This window comes from Mycobacterium timonense, assembly GCF_025821985.1.
GTDB classification, from domain to species: domain Bacteria; phylum Actinomycetota; class Actinomycetes; order Mycobacteriales; family Mycobacteriaceae; genus Mycobacterium; species Mycobacterium avium.
Genome location: NZ_JACKSY010000042.1, coordinates 44191 through 58954 on the forward strand (window position 1 = coordinate 44191; position 14764 = coordinate 58954).

The following is a 14764-nucleotide window of genomic DNA, read 5'->3' on the forward strand; positions in this document are numbered from 1 at the left end:
CCCTTTCACCTCCGGTCCGTTTCGTCGTGCGTTCAGCGCCTGCGTAGCAAGGTCATTCGAGCCTCATCGGGGATGAGCGGCATGTTGATGACGTGAGCGACCGCCTGTGCCGGGTCGATGCGAACGTAATTGGCTTGCCCCCACTGGAATTCCTGGCCGGTGATCTCGTCGCGCACCCAAAAGCGCTCGTAAGGCTCCATACCCAATGCCGCCATGTCTAAAAACAGCGTCGCTTCCTCGGGGCCGAATGCGTTGAGCGTCACCACCACCAGCACGCAGTCGCCGGTGGCCGGGTCGAACTTGCTGTAGGCGAGCAGCGCGTCGTTGTCCACGCCGTGGAAATGGATGGTGCGCAGCTGTTGCAGCGCGGGGTGGAGCCGCCGAATCGTGTTGAGCTGCGTGATGAATGGCTCGAGCGACCTTCCCTCGGCGAGCGCGCCGGCGAAATCGCGGGGCCGCAGTTCGTACTTCTCGGAGTTCAGGTACTCCTCGCTGCCCTCGCGCACCGCGCGGTGCTCGAACAGTTCGTAGCCCGAGTACACCCCCCAGGCCGGACCCATCGTGGCGGCCAGCACCGCGCGGATGGCGAACATCCCCGGACCGTTGTGCTGCAGGATGGCGTGCAGGATGTCGGGTGTGTTGACGAACAGGTTGGGCCGGCGGAAATCGGCCAGCGCGGCGATGTCGTTGCCGAACTCGGTCAGCTCCCACTTCGCGGTGCGCCAGGTGAAGTACGTATAGGACTGGGTGAAGCCCAGTTTGGCCAGCCCGTATTGCCGGACCGGCGGGGTGAAGGCCTCGGACAGGAACAGCACATCGGGATCGATGCCCTTGACCGCGGCGATCAGCCAGGCCCAGAAGTCCGGCGGTTTGGTGTGCGGGTTGTCGACGCGAAAGAACTTGACGCCGTGGTCGATCCAGTGCCGGACCACCCGCAGCACCTCGTCATAGAGACCGGCCGGGTCGTTGTCGAAGTTGAGCGGATAGATGTCCTGGTACTTCTTGGGCGGGTTCTCCGCGTACGCGATGGTGCCGTCCGGCAATTCGGTGAACCAGTTGCGGTGCTCGCGCGCCCACGGATGATCCGGCGCGCATTGCAGCGCCAGGTCGAGCGCCACCTCCATGCCCAGCTCGCGGGCCCGGGCGACGAACGCGTCGAAATCCTCGATGGTGCCCAGATCCGGGTGGACGGCGTCGTGGCCGCCCTCGTCGCTGCCGATCGCCCACGGCGAGCCCACATCCGTCGGGCCGGCGGTCGGAGAGTTGTTGCGCCCCTTGCGATGTACCTTCCCGATGGGATGGATCGGCGGCAGGTAGACGACGTCGAAGCCCATCGCCGCGATGCGCGGTAGCGCCGCGGCCGCCGTCGCGAAGGTGCCGTGCACGGGGTTGCCGTCGTCGTCCCAGCCGCCGGTCGAGCGGGGGAACATCTCATACCAGGAGCCGAAGCGGGCCAGCGGCCGATCCACCCAGACCCCGTACTGCTCGCCGCGGGTCAGCAGATCGCGCAGCGGATACTCCGCCAGGATCTCCTCGATTTCCGGCGCCAGCGCCAGCGCCGTCCGGGTGACCGGGTCCCCGGCGGTGCGCAGCGCGGCCGCGGCGGCCAGCAGCGGTTCGCGCCGGGTGCGCGGCACACCCGTGGCGGCGCGCTCGAACAGCTCCGCGCCGACCAGCAGATCGTTGGACAGCTCCGTCTCGCCCTGGCCGGCGTCCAGCTTGGCGACCAGCCCGTGCCGCCAGGAGTGGATCGGGTCGCCCCAGCCGTCCACCCGGAAGGTCCACAATCCGACCTGGTCGGGGGTGAACTGACCGTGGAAGACGTAGGGTTCGGGGCCCATCGTCATCGGCAGCGACAGCGGCTTGATCCGTTGCTGGTCGACCCTGCCCTCGCGGTCGGCGACCGGTGCCTGCACCGCCTTGACCCGGCGCGTCTCGGTCACCGGCGGATAGGCCGGTCCCAGGTAGCGCACCACCAGCGTCGCCGCCACCGCCTCGTGTCCCTCGCGCCACACCGAGGCGCTGACCGGCACCACCTCGCCGACGACGGCCTTGGCGGGATATGTCCCACAGGAGACGACCGGCTGGACGTTATCGATCTCGACACAACCGGGCACCAACACTCCGTTCCGATCTGCCCGGGTCCTTCGCGCCCGCCTGGCGGTTCGCAATCGGCACCGGGGTTTTCCGATTGTGGGCGGCCCACCCGCGGTGTGCTCCGTGCGGAATGCCGCTCGTCGGGAAACTTCCTGTGGTGGGGAACTTTCTGGGTGGGGAAGCATCGTCGCGACCCCGATAACTATCCGGTACCCACCCTAGTCTCCGGTCACACCCCCGCCACTGAAAAGCAAACGCAGGCGCACGGCAGCGGTGTTTTCCTGCCGCCGTGCGCGGGCCGGGAACCTCAGTAAGGTAGGGACGCGTGAAAGCCCTCCGCCGGTTTACCGTCCGTGCTCATCTGCCCGAGCGTCTGGCCGCGCTGGACCAGCTGTCGACCAACCTGCGCTGGTCGTGGGACAAGCCCACTCAGGACCTCTTCGCAAGCATCGATCCCGAGCTGTGGCAGCGCTGCGGCAGCGACCCGGTGGCGTTGCTGGGCGCGGTCAAACCGGCGCGGCTGGACGAGTTGGCGGTCGACGAGACGTTCCTGGGCCGGCTCGACGAGCTGACCGCCGACCTGAACGACTACCTGAGCCGCCCGCTGTGGTACCAGCAGCAGCAGGACCAGGGGGCGCAGATGCCGGCAGCCATCGCCTACTTCTCGATGGAGTTCGGCGTCGCCGAGGTGCTGCCCAACTACTCCGGCGGGCTGGGGATCCTCGCCGGTGACCACCTGAAGTCCGCGTCGGATCTGGGTGTGCCGCTGGTGGCGGTGGGCTTGTACTACCGCTCCGGCTACTTCCGGCAGTCGTTGACCGCCGACGGCTGGCAGCACGAGAACTACCCGGCGCTGGACCCCCAGGGGTTGCCGTTGCGGCTGCTGACCGACGCCACCGGCGATCCCGCCCTGGTCGAGTTGACGCTGCCCGACTCCGCGCAGCTGCATGCCCGCATCTGGGTGGCCCAGGTGGGCCGGGTGCCGCTGCTGCTGCTGGATTCCGACGTGCCCGAGAACGAGCACGACCTGCGCGGCGTCACCGACCGTCTGTACGGGGGCGATCAGGAGCATCGGATGCGGCAGGAGATCCTGGCCGGCATCGGCGGGGTGCGGGCGATCCGCGCCTACACCACGATCCACGGGCTGCCCGAACCCGAGGTGTTCCACATGAACGAGGGCCACGCCGGCTTCCTCGGGGCCGAGCGCATCCGCGAGCTGATGACGGGTTCGGGCTTGGACTTCGACACCGCCCTGGCGGTGGTGCGATCCAGCACGGTGTTCACCACGCACACACCGGTGCCGGCCGGCATCGACCGGTTCCCCATCGACATGGTACGGCTGTACTTCGACGACCACGCCGACGACGCGGCGGGAGCGCCCGTGCTGCTGCCGGGGGTGCCGACCGCCCGCATCCTGGCGCTCGGCGCCGAGGACGATCCGACGAAATTCAACATGGCGCACATGGGTCTGCGCCTGGCCCAGCGGGCCAACGGTGTGTCGTCGCTGCACGGCCGGGTGAGCCGGGCCATGTTCAACGAGCTGTGGCCGGGCTTCGACAGCAACGAGGTGCCGATCGGTTCGATCACCAACGGGGTGCACGCGCGCACCTGGGCGGCCCCGCAGTGGCTGCAGCTGGGTTACGAACTGGCGGGGTCGGATTCGTTCAGCGACCCGGGCGTGTGGCTGCGGGTGCAGCAGGTCGACGCCGGCCATCTGTGGGGGATCCGCTGCCAGCTGAGGTCGTTGCTCGTCGAGGACGTGCGGCAGCGGCTGCGCCGCTCATGGCTGGAACGAGGTGCCACGGACGCCGAATTGGGTTGGATCGAAACGGCTTTCGATCCCGACGTGTTGACCATCGGGTTCGCCCGGCGGGTGCCGACGTACAAGCGGCTGACGTTGATGCTGCGCGACCCCGACCGGCTGCAGCAGTTGCTGCTCGACGAGCAGCGGCCGATCCAGTTGATCGTGGCCGGCAAATCCCACCCGGCCGACGACGGCGGCAAGGCGTTGATCCAGCAGGTGGTGCGCTTCGCCGACCGGCCCGAGGTGCGCCACCGCATCGCCTTCCTGCCCGACTACGACATGTCGATGGCGCGGCTGCTGTACTGGGGCTGCGACGTCTGGTTGAACAATCCGCTACGGCCGCTGGAGGCCTGCGGCACCTCGGGGATGAAGAGCGCGCTGAACGGCGGGCTGAACCTGTCCATCCGCGACGGCTGGTGGGACGAGTGGTACGACGGCGAAAACGGTTGGGAGATCCCGTCCGCCGACGGTGTGGCCGACGAGCAACGCCGCGACGACCTGGAATCCGGCGCGCTCTACCGGCTGCTCGAGGAAGCGGTAGCGCCGAAGTTCTACGAACGCGACGAGCGCGGGGTGCCGCCGCGCTGGATCGAGATGGTGCGCCACACCCTGCAGACGCTCGGCCCGAAGGTGCTGGCGTCGCGGATGGTGCGCGACTACGTCGAGCAGTACTACACGCCGGCCGCGCAGTCGTGGCGCCGGACGATCGGACCGGCCGAGGGGGCGACCGGCGGCGCCGAGTTCGGCGCCGCCCGGGAGCTGGCCGCCTATCGCCGGCGCGCCGAAGAGGCATGGCCCAACATCGTGATCACCGACGTGGACAGCACCGGCCTGCCCGACAGCCCGGTGCTCGGCTCCAAGCTCACCCTGACCGCCACCGTGGCGCTGGGCGGGCTGGCGCCCGACGAGGTCACCGTCGAGGCGGTGGTGGGCCGGGTGGACGGCAGCGATGCACTGCTCGAGCCGGTCACCGTCGAGATGTCGTACGCCGGTACGGCCGAGGGCGGCAATCAGGTCTTCTCGACGACGACGCCGCTGCCGCTGGCCGGGTCGGTCGGCTACACGGTGCGGGTGCTGCCCCGGCATCCGATGTTGGCCGCCGGCAACGAGCTGGGCCTGGTCACCCTGGCCCGCTAGCCGTCGCGGCGGTGCGCAGCCGCTGCAGCGCCGCTCGCACCTGCGCGCCGTTGGTGGTCTGCCAGAACGGCGGCAGCGAGGCGCGCAGGTAGCCGCCGTAGCCGGCGGTGGCCATGCGCGAGTCGAGCACCGCGACCACGCCGCGGTCGCTGACCCGCCGCAACAGCCGGCCCGAGCCCTGCGCCAGCAGCAGCGCGGCATGGCTGGCGGCAACGGCCATGAAGCCGTTGCCGCCGCGCGCGGCCACCGCGCGCTGCCGCGCTCCGAGCAGCGGGTCGTCGGGCCGGGGAAACGGGATGCGGTCGATCAACACCAACGACAGCGACGGGCCGGGCACGTCGACGCCCTGCCACAGCGACAGGGTGCCGAACAGCGACGTCTGCGGCTCGGCGCTGAACTGCTCGACCAGCGCCGAGGTGCTGTCGTCGCCCTGACACAGCACCGGCGTCGACAGCCGGTCGCGCATCGCCTCGGCGGCCGCCCGGGCGGCCCGCATCGACGAGAACAGGCCCAGGGTGCGCCCGTCGGCGGCGGTGATGAGCTCGGCGATCTCGGTCAGCTGCTCGGCCGAGCCGACGCCGTCGCGTCCGGGCGGCGGCAGATGCGCTGCCACATAAAGGATTCCGGCCTTGGCGTGCTGAAACGGCGACCCCACGTCCAGGCCGCGCCAGGGCGGGTCGTCACCGTCGGGTCCTTTCAGCCCCCAGGCCGCGGCCATGGCGTCGAAGGAGCCGCCGATGGTCAGCGTCGCCGACGTCAGCACCACGGTGGAACGCGAGAACACCCGGTCGCGCAACAGGTCGGCCACCGACAGCGGGGCCACCCGCAGCACCGGGCGCATCGCGCCCCGGTTGTCCTCGTGGTCCAGCCACACCACGTCGGTGCGGTCGGGGATGGCCGGGCCGAACGACGCCAGCACCCGCGACGCGGTGTCGGAGATCTCGCTCAGTGCCGCAACCGCTTCGGCGCGCGCGGACGCCGCCTTGGGGTCGCTGGTGGTGTCGATCGCCGAGCGGGCCGCGCTCGCCGCGTCGCGCAGCGCCGCCAGGTAGGTCGCCAGCTCGTCGTCGAGGCGATCGATGCGCCCCGGCGTGCCGTCGTGGATGGCCGCGGCGAAGGTCGCCGTCGTCGCCTCCAGCCGCTGGACCAGTTCCGGGCTCACCAGCCGGCCGATCCGGCGCGCGGCGATGCCGAGGGCCGCCGACGTCAGCTCCGCGGTGGCCACCGAGGTCACCCGGTCCACCAGCTCGTGCGCCTCGTCGATGACCAGCAGCGCGTGCTCGGGCAGGATCGCCGAGTCGGACACCGCGTCGATGGCCAGCAGCGCGTGGTTGGTGACCACGACATCGGCCTGACCGGCCCGGCTGCGCGCGCGCTCGGAGAAGCATTCGGCGCCGAACGGACAGCGCGCCACCCCGAGGCATTCCCGCGCCGAAACGCTGACCTGCGACCAGGACCGGTCCGGCACGCCGGGCTTGAGGTCGTCGCGGTCACCGGAGTCGGTGCTCGACGCCCATTCGGTGAGCCGTTGCACGTCGCGGCCCAACGCGCTGACCGCCATCGGGTTGAACAGTTCCTCCTGCGGCCGGTCGGCGGCTTCCTCACCGTCGGCCGGCCCGCCATTGTGAATCTTGTTCAAGCACAAATAGTTTCGTCGTCCCTTGAGCAACGCGAACTGGGGCCGCCGCGGCAGCGCCGCGGCCAGCGAATCGATCAGCCGGGGCAGGTCGCGGTCGACGAGCTGGCGCTGCAACGCGATGGTGGCCGTCGACACCACCACCGGGGAGTCGTCGCGCAGGGCGTGCACGATCGCGGGCACCAGATACGCCAGCGACTTGCCGGTGCCGGTGCCGGCCTGCACGACCAGGTGCCGGCCGGTGTCGAAGGCCTGGGCCACCGCGGCGGCCATCTGCTGCTGGCCTTCGCGCTCGCTGCCGCCCAGCGCGGCCACGGCGGTGGCCAGCAACTCGGGCACGGAAAGCTCGGACGTGACGATCCTCTTCGCTCGGTTCTGCTCGGTCGAGCCCGGTCAGTCGATGCCGGGCGGCCGTCGCCGGTCGGCCGGGATCTGGGTGGTCGGGATCGCGGGTTCGCCGTGGGACAGGTTCAGCCCCTCCCACGGCAGACTGCGCAGCCCGGAAGCTACCAGTTCGCGCGCCGCGGCGAGGTTCGGTTTGGACACCAGCTCGCCGCCGCGCACCAACGGCACCGTCACCGCCCGGGCCGGCTCGGCGACGTCCGGCCGATGGCCGGCCGGATAGACCAGCTCCTCGGTGATGATGCCGGTGTCCCGGGAGAGCCGCAGCGCCTCCTTGCGCCCGCCCCGGGATTCCTTGTGGCTGCTGCGCTTCTGCACCGGCAGGCCGTCCACCTCGACGAGCTTGTAGACCATGTTCGCCGTCGGGGCGCCCGAACCGGTCACCACTGAGGTGCCCACGCCGTAGCTGTCCACCGGCTCGGCGGCCAGCGCGGCGATGGAGAACTCGTCGAGGTCACCGGAGACCACGATGCGGGTGCGGGTGGCTCCGAGCCTGTCCAGCTGCTCGCGGACCTGGCGGGCCAGCACGCCCAGCTCGCCGGAGTCGATGCGCACCGCGCCCAGCCCGGTGCCGGCCGCCGTCACCGCGTTGGCCACCCCGGTCGTCACGTCGTAGGTGTCCACCAGCAGCGTGGTGTCGACGCCGAGCGCCTGCACCTGTGCCCGAAACGCCGCCAGTTCAGTGGATTCCGCGGCGGCGTCGGTGCGGGCGTGCAGCATGGTGAACGCGTGCGCCGAGGTGCCCTCGGCCGGAATTCCGTAGCAGCGCTGGGCCTCCAAGTTCGAGGAGGCGGCGAAGCCGGCGATGTAGGCAGCGCGGGCCGCGGCCACCGCCGCCTGCTCATGCGTGCGCCGTGACCCCATCTCGATCAGCGGCCGGCCCCTGGCCGCGCTGACCATGCGCGCCGCGGCGGACGCGATCGCGGTGTCGTGGTTGAAGATCGACAGCGCCAGCGTTTCGAGCACCACGCATTCCGCGAAGGTCCCGGTCACCGACAGCACCGGCGACCCGGGGAAATACAGCTCGCCCTCGGCGTAGCCGTCGATGTCGCCGCCGAACCGAAAATCGCGCAGGTACCGCAGCGTGTCGGGATCGAGGAATTGCCGCAGCGACTGGCAGGCCTCGTCGCCGAAGGTGAACTGCGGCAGCGCCTCGAGCAGCCGGCCGGTTCCGCCCACCACGCCGTACCGGCGTCCCTCGGGAAGCCGGCGCGCGAACAGTTCGAAGGTGGTCCGCCGACCGGCGCTGCCGTCGCGCAATGCGGCCGCCAACATGGTCAACTCGTATTTGTCGGTCAGGAGCCCAGTGACGACCGGGTCGTTCATTCCATAACGGTATCGGCTGCGGATCGGGGCTCGGTAACGTCGTCCATACCTCGGTATCGTGGGGGCCATGGTTGTTATGTCAGCGCCCACCGAGCCGAAGTCCAGGCCGGGCACTACAGGACAACGCGAGTCCGCTCCCGAGGAGGTCACGGCCAGCCCGTGGGTCACGATCGTCTGGGACGACCCGGTCAACCTGATGACCTACGTGACCTACGTGTTCCAGAAGTTGTTCGGCTACAGCGAACCGCACGCCACCAAGCTGATGCTGCAGGTGCACAACGAGGGAAAGGCCGTGGTGTCCGCGGGCAGCCGCGAGGCCATGGAAGTGGACGTGTCCAAACTGCATGCCGCCGGTTTGTGGGCGACCATGCAGCAGGACCGCTGAGATTCGGGGCACCGGCGATTTCCTGTGCGCAAGTGGAAGCGGGTCGAGACTGCGGACGGTCCCCGTTTTCGGTCCGCCCTGGCCTCCCATGAGGCCGCGCTGCTCAAAAACCTGGCCACCGCGATGATCGGGCTGCTCGATGAGCGTGAATCCTCTTCGCCGGCAGACGAACTCGAGGAAATCACCGGCATCAAGACCGGGAACGCGCAACCACCGAAGGATCCGACGCTGCGCCGGCTGCTGCCCGACTTCTACCGGCCCGACGACAACGGCGACGAGTCGCCCGATGCCGCCGAGAGCCTGAACGCCGCGCTGCGCAGCCTGCACGAGCCCGGCATCGTCAACGCCAAACGTGTTGCCGCACAGCGCTTGTTGGACACCGTCCCCGACGACGGCGGCCGGTTCGAGTTGACCGAGGACGACGCGAACGCGTGGATCGCGGCGGTCAACGACATCCGGCTGACGCTGGGCGTCATGCTCGAAATCGGGCCGGACGGCCCGGAGCGGCTGCCGGCCGACCATCCGCTGGCCGTGCACTTCGACGTCTACCAGTGGCTGACCGTGCTGCAGGAGTACCTGGTCCTGGTGCTCATGGGGCCCCGGCCATCGTGACGGCTCGGCGATGAACGCCATCACCGACGTCGGCGGCATCCGCGTCGGCCACCACCAGCGATTGGATCCCGACGCGTCGCTGGGCGCCGGCTGGGCCTGCGGCGTCACCGTCGTGCTCACCCCGCCGGGCACCGTCGGCGCGGTGGACTGCCGCGGCGGTGCGCCCGGCACCCGCGAGACCGACCTGCTGGACCCGGCCAACACCGTGCGGTTCGTGGACGCGGTGCTGCTCGCCGGCGGTAGTGCCTACGGGCTGGCCGCCGCCGACGGCGTGATGCGCTGGCTGGAGGAACACGACCGTGGGGTGGCGATGGACGGCGGCGTGGTGCCCATCGTCCCCGGGGCGGTGATCTTCGACCTGCCCGTCGGCGGCTGGCACTGCCGCCCGACGGCCGAGTTCGGCTACCTGGCCTGCGCCGCCGCGCGCGACGACGACGCGCCGGCCGTCGGGACCGTCGGCGCCGGGGTGGGGGCGCGGGCCGGCGCGCTCAAGGGCGGCGTCGGGACCGCCTCGCGCAGCTTGCCCAGCGGTGTGACCGTCGGGGCGCTGGCCGTGGTGAACTCCGCGGGCGAGGTCGTCGACCGGGCGACCGGATTGCCGTGGATGACGGACCTGGTCGAGCAGTTCGGGCTGCGACCGCCGCCGGTCGAGCAGATCGAGGCGTTCGCCGCGTTGCCGTCGCCGTCGAACCCGCTGGACAACCCGCTCAACACCGTCATCGCGGTGGTGGCCACCGACGCCGCGCTGAGCGCGGCGGCCTGCCGGCGGGTGGCCGTCGCGGCCCACGACGGCCTGGCCCGCAGCATCCGCCCGGCCCACACCCCGGTCGACGGTGACACCGTGTTCGTGCTGGCCACCGGGGCGGTCGAGGTGCCGCCCGAGGCCGATACGCCGGCCGCCTTCTCGCCGGAGACCCGGTTGGCCACCGAGGTGGGCGTCGCCGCCGCCGACTGCCTGGCGCACGCAGTGCTGGGCGGTGTGCTGGCCGCCGACTCCGTCGCCGGCATCCCGAGCTACCGGGACGTGCTGCCCGGCGCGCTGGGCCGGTGAACGCCGACCGGTAGCCTTGACGATGCTGGCAGCGCGCTGGAAGGGCAGCCATGGGTAAGACCACCGGACGGGCACCTGCCGCCCAGACCAAGAAGCGGTCCACGGCGGCGGCGGGCGCCACCACCATCGTCACCTTCGTCGCGCTGCTCTACCTCGTCGAGCTGATCGACCAGCTGACCCGCCACGCCCTGGACGTCCACGGCATCCGGCCGCAGCGGGTCGACGGCCTGTGGGGCATCGTCTTCGCCCCGGTGCTGCACGAGAGCTGGCAGCACCTGATGGCCAACACCGTGCCGCTGCTGGTGCTCGGATTCCTGATGACGCTGGCCGGGCTGGCCCGGTTCGTCTGGGCGACCGTGATCATCTGGATCGTGGGGGGTTTCGGCACCTGGCTGATCGGCAACGTCGGCAGCAGCTGCGGGCCCACCGACCACATCGGGGCCTCCGGCCTGATCTTCGGCTGGCTGGCCTTCCTGCTGGTGTTCGGCATCTTCGTGCGCCGGGTCCGCGACATCATCATCGGCCTGGCGGTCATGTTCGCCTACGGCGGCGTGCTGCTCGGCGCCATGCCGGTGCTCGGCCTGTGCGGCGGCGTGTCCTGGCAGGGCCACCTGTGCGGGGCGATCGCCGGCGTGCTGGCCGCCTACCTGCTGTCCGAACCGGAACGCAAGGGCCGCTCCGGCCGCAAGACCGGCGCCGGCGCGCCGCGCCCCAAGACATGAGCTCGGCACTGGCGCCCGTCGGGATCTTCGACTCCGGCGTCGGCGGACTGACCGTCGCGCGGGCCATCATCGACCAGCTGCCCGACGAGCACATCATTTACGTCGGCGACACCGGCCACGGGCCGTACGGCCCGCTGAGCATCCCCGAGGTGCGGGCGCACGCGCTGGCCATCGGCGACGACCTGGTCGGCCGCGGGGTCAAGGCGTTGGTGATCGCGTGCAACACCGCGTCGGCGGCCTGCCTGCGGGATGCCCGCGAACGCTACGAGGTGCCCGTCGTCGAGGTGATCCTGCCCGCGGTGCGCCGCGCGGTCGCCACCACGCGCAACGGCCGCATCGGGGTGATCGGCACCCAGGCGACCATCAATTCGCACGCCTACCAGGACGCGTTCGCCGCCGCCCGCGACACCGAGATCACCGCGGTGGCCTGTCCCCGGTTCGTCGACTTCGTCGAGCGCGGGGTGACCAGCGGCCGTCAGGTGCTCGGGCTGGCCGAGGGTTATCTGGAGCCGCTGCAGCGCGCGCAGGTCGACACGCTGGTGCTCGGTTGCACGCACTACCCGTTGCTGTCGGGGCTGATCCAGTTGGCGATGGGGGACAACGTGACGTTGGTGTCCAGCGCCGAGGAGACCGCCAAGGAGGTGCTGCGGGTGCTCACCGAGCGGGACCTACTGCACCCGCACCCCGACGATCCCCGCGCCGCCGGGCCGTCCCGGGTGTTCGAAGCCACCGGCGACCCCGAGGCATTCACCCGATTGGCAGCCCGGTTCCTGGGTCCGGCCGTCTCGGGTGTCCGGCCTGTCCATCATGTGCGTATTGACTGACCCGCGGACGAGATTCTCGTCACACCAATGCGGCAATGTTTTCGTCATGGTCCCATCGGGCATGGCACAGTAGTGTCCGTGCGAATAACCGTGCTCGGCTGCTCGGGCAGCGTGGTGGGTCCGGATTCGCCTGCGTCGGGTTATCTGCTTCGGGCACCGGATACTCCGCCCTTGGTCATCGACTTCGGCGGGGGTGTGCTGGGCGCGCTGCAGCGCTACGCCGATCCCAGTTCGGTGCACGTGCTCCTGTCGCATCTGCATGCCGATCACTGCCTGGATCTGCCCGGGCTTTTCGTCTGGCGGCGCTATCACCCGACGCGCCCGCTCGGCAAGGCGATGCTGTACGGCCCCGGCGACACCTGGTCGCGGTTGGGCGCGGCGTCGTCACCCTACGGCGGTGAAATCGATGACTGCTCAGATATTTTCGACGTTCGCCATTGGGTCGACGGCGAGCCGGTGACGATCGGAGGGTTGACGGTGACGCCGCGGGTGGTGGCCCATCCGACCGAGTCCTACGGCTTGCGCGTCACCGATCACACCGGCGCGTCCTTCGTCTACAGCGGTGACACCGGCGCCTGCGATCAGCTCGTCGAGCTGGCTCGCGGCGCCGATGTTTTTTTGTGCGAGGCCTCCTGGACGCATTCGCCCGACCGCCCGCCCGCGCTGCACCTGTCGGGCACCGAGGCGGGCCGGGCCGCCGCGCAGGCCGGCGTCCACGAGTTGTTGTTGACCCACATCCCGCCGTGGACCTCGCGGGAGGACGTCATCAGCGAGGCCAAGGCCGAGTTCGACGGCCCCGTGCACGCGGTGGTGTGCGGCGAGACGTTCGACGTCCGCCGTTCCGAGAGGGTCTGAGCCGACCGGTTCGAGGTGGCTTAGGGTTACTGGGTGACGCGACGAGAAGACGGCCGCCTGGACGACGAGCTTCGCCCGCTGGTGATCACCCGCGGGTTCACCGAACACCCCGCCGGTTCGGTGCTGATCGAATTCGGCCACACCAAGGTGATGTGCACGGCCAGCGTCACCGAGGGCGTGCCGCGCTGGCGCAAGGGCTCGGGCCTGGGCTGGCTGACCGCCGAGTACGCGATGTTGCCGTCGGCGACGCACACCCGCTCGGACCGCGAATCGGTCAAGGGCCGACTGTCCGGGCGCACCCAGGAGATCAGCCGGCTCATCGGTCGGTCGCTGCGGGCCTGCATCGACCTGGCGGCGCTGGGGGAGAACACGATCGCCGTCGACTGCGACGTGCTGCAGGCCGACGGCGGCACCCGCACCGCGGCAATCACCGGCGCCTTCGTGGCGCTGGCCGACGCCGTCACCTACCTGTCGGCGGCGGGGAAACTGTCCGATCCGCGGCCGTTGTCGTGTGCCATCGCGGCGGTCAGCGTCGGCGTGGTCGACGGCCGGATCCGGGTCGATCTGCCCTACGAGGAGGACGCCCGCGCCGAGGTCGACATGAACGTCGTCGCCACCGACACCGGCACGCTGGTGGAGGTGCAGGGCACCGGCGAGGGGGCCACCTTCCCGCGTTCGACCCTGGACAAACTGCTCGACGCGGCGCTGGCCGCCTGCGACAAGCTGTTCGCCGCCCAGCGCGAGGCGCTCAAGCTGCCCTACCCGGGGGTGTTGCCCGAGGGGCCGCCGCCGCCGAAGGCGTTCGGCAGCTGACCCGCCTGCCGGTGACCAGCGTTTCCGTGTGATACCCGCCCGACATGCGCGTAGCGTTGTGGGCTTGGAGGTGCCGCATGAGCGACGACGCCGAACGGCGGTCCAGAGTGTCGGGAGCCGCACGTAGGTCCGCTGATGAGGCGGCCGAGCGTGTCGCGGCGGCACGTGAACGTCTGCATGCGGCCCGCCTGTCCGCCGGCGATGCCCATGAGCGTGCCGCGCAGTTGCACGACAGAGCTGCTGGGGGGGGCTTCGGTGACGTCGAAGCTCACCACAGGTCTGCCGAGCGGCATCGAGCGGCACGGGATGCGGACTACCTGGCTGCTGAGCAGGATCAGTAAAGCCTGACACGAATTTAGTTGTGGCACAGGGAAATTAGTCCTGCCTCCCACCGGGCAGGGGTTCCCTCGCCTGGTCGCCCTGACAGATTGCCTAGAGTCGTGCAAGTGAAGCCGACGCATGTTCAGGGATAGCTGTTGAGCCCGCTGCTGGTCGCCAGCCGCAATCGCAAGAAGCTGGCCGAGTTGCGCCGGGTGCTCGACGCGGCCGGTGTGACGGGGTTGACGCTGGTGTCGCTCGACGATGTGGCGCCGTTCGAGGAGGCGCCGGAGACCGGTGCGGTGTTCGAGGAGAATGCGTTGGCCAAGGCCCGGGACGCGTTCGCCGCGACCGGTCTGGCGAGCGTGGCCGACGATTCCGGGCTGGAGGTGGCCGCGCTGAACGGCATGCCCGGCGTGCTTTCGGCCCGTTGGTCGGGCCGCCACGGCGACGACGCCGCCAACACCGCGTTGCTGCTGGCGCAATTGCGGGATGTGCCCGACGAGCGGCGTGCCGCGTCGTTCGTGTCCGCGTGCGCGCTGGTGTCGGCGTCGGGGGAGGTCGTCGTTCGCGGCGAGTGGCCGGGCCGCATCGCCTGCGAGCCGCGCGGGGACGGCGGCTTCGGCTACGACCCGGTCTTCGTTCCCGACGATGCCGGGGGCCGCACCGCGGCACAGCTCAGCCCGGCGGAGAAGGACGCGGTGTCGCATCGCGGTCGCGCGCTGCGGCTGCTGGTGCCGGCGCTGGAAACGCTGGCCCGCGCGCCGGGTTGAATCGGCGGC

At 70.5% G+C, this 14764-nt stretch carries 12 protein-coding genes; 9 read left to right on the forward strand and 3 right to left on the reverse strand.

The window, feature by feature from the left end; all coding sequences use genetic code 11:
- Nucleotides 1–32: 32 nt before the first annotated feature.
- Nucleotides 33–2117 carry an alpha-1,4-glucan--maltose-1-phosphate maltosyltransferase gene (locus H7I87_RS11870; RefSeq protein WP_208618395.1) on the reverse strand — a complete coding sequence of 695 codons (2085 nt, stop codon included), beginning with the start codon at nt 2115–2117 and terminating at the stop codon, nt 33–35.
- A gap of 305 nt (nt 2118–2422) precedes the next feature.
- On the opposite strand from H7I87_RS11870, the gene glgP reads away from it, so the two are divergent.
- Nucleotides 2423–5038 (forward strand): alpha-glucan family phosphorylase, encoded by a 2616-nt coding sequence (glgP, locus tag H7I87_RS11875; protein ID WP_023881211.1) that lies wholly within the window; start codon nt 2423–2425, stop codon nt 5036–5038.
- Here glgP and H7I87_RS11880 read toward each other — a convergent pair.
- Together H7I87_RS11880 and H7I87_RS11885 are read right to left on the reverse strand one after the other, a co-directional pair.
- Nucleotides 5022–7034, reverse strand: a complete 2013-nt coding sequence (locus H7I87_RS11880) for an ATP-dependent DNA helicase (protein WP_033712534.1) — start codon at nt 7032–7034, stop codon at nt 5022–5024. The two genes, glgP and H7I87_RS11880, sit on opposite strands and share 17 nt — an antisense overlap.
- A 33-nt stretch (nt 7035–7067) precedes the next feature.
- Nucleotides 7068–8402, reverse strand: coding sequence for a nicotinate phosphoribosyltransferase (locus H7I87_RS11885; protein ID WP_009975739.1), 1335 nt, complete (start codon nt 8400–8402; stop codon nt 7068–7070).
- A 67-nt stretch (nt 8403–8469) separates the two neighbouring features.
- On the opposite strand from H7I87_RS11885, the gene clpS reads away from it, so the two are divergent.
- From clpS to rdgB, 8 genes are all read left to right on the forward strand, one after another.
- The gene (gene clpS, locus H7I87_RS11890; RefSeq protein ID WP_023881213.1) at nt 8470–8787 is read left to right on the forward strand and encodes an ATP-dependent Clp protease adapter ClpS; all 318 of its coding nucleotides are present in this window, start codon (nt 8470–8472) and stop codon (nt 8785–8787) included.
- 24 nt (nt 8788–8811) lie between these two features.
- Complete coding sequence (gene aosR / locus H7I87_RS11895) at nt 8812–9399, forward strand: oxidative stress transcriptional regulator AosR (protein WP_063971717.1); 588 nt, start codon at nt 8812–8814, stop codon at nt 9397–9399.
- Nucleotides 9400–9409: 10 nt separating this feature from the next.
- On the forward strand, nt 9410–10450 hold the full coding sequence (locus H7I87_RS11900) for a P1 family peptidase (RefSeq protein ID WP_033717900.1): 1041 nt from the start codon (nt 9410–9412) through the stop codon (nt 10448–10450).
- A 50-nt stretch (nt 10451–10500) separates the two neighbouring features.
- Nucleotides 10501–11172, forward strand: a complete 672-nt coding sequence (locus H7I87_RS11905) for a rhomboid family intramembrane serine protease (protein WP_003873196.1) — start codon at nt 10501–10503, stop codon at nt 11170–11172.
- A complete protein-coding gene (gene murI / locus H7I87_RS11910) occupies nt 11169–11996 on the forward strand; it encodes a glutamate racemase (protein ID WP_009975745.1) in 828 nt (275 codons plus the stop codon). The genes H7I87_RS11905 and murI overlap by 4 nt, the downstream gene beginning before the upstream one ends.
- 72 nt (nt 11997–12068) lie before the next feature.
- On the forward strand, nt 12069–12851 hold the full coding sequence (locus tag H7I87_RS11915; RefSeq protein WP_019684009.1) for a cyclic nucleotide-degrading phosphodiesterase: 783 nt from the start codon (nt 12069–12071) through the stop codon (nt 12849–12851).
- A 33-nt stretch (nt 12852–12884) separates the two neighbouring features.
- Complete coding sequence (gene rph, locus H7I87_RS11920; protein WP_003873193.1) at nt 12885–13664, forward strand: ribonuclease PH; 780 nt, start codon at nt 12885–12887, stop codon at nt 13662–13664.
- 473 nt (nt 13665–14137) lie between these two features.
- On the forward strand, nt 14138–14755 hold the full coding sequence (gene rdgB, locus H7I87_RS11925; RefSeq protein WP_196766668.1) for an RdgB/HAM1 family non-canonical purine NTP pyrophosphatase: 618 nt from the start codon (nt 14138–14140) through the stop codon (nt 14753–14755).
- Nucleotides 14756–14764: the final 9 nt, after the last annotated feature.

Coding starts and splice junctions, on each gene's coding strand:
- H7I87_RS11885 (WP_009975739.1), bottom strand. CDS start 8,402: ATGAACGACCCGGTCGTCACTGGGCTCCTGACCGACAAATACGAGTTG.
- clpS (WP_023881213.1), top strand. CDS start 8,470: ATGGTTGTTATGTCAGCGCCCACCGAGCCGAAGTCCAGGCCGGGCACT.
- H7I87_RS11900 (WP_033717900.1), top strand. CDS start 9,410: ATGAACGCCATCACCGACGTCGGCGGCATCCGCGTCGGCCACCACCAG.
- H7I87_RS11905 (WP_003873196.1), top strand. CDS start 10,501: ATGGGTAAGACCACCGGACGGGCACCTGCCGCCCAGACCAAGAAGCGG.
- murI (WP_009975745.1), top strand. CDS start 11,169: ATGAGCTCGGCACTGGCGCCCGTCGGGATCTTCGACTCCGGCGTCGGC.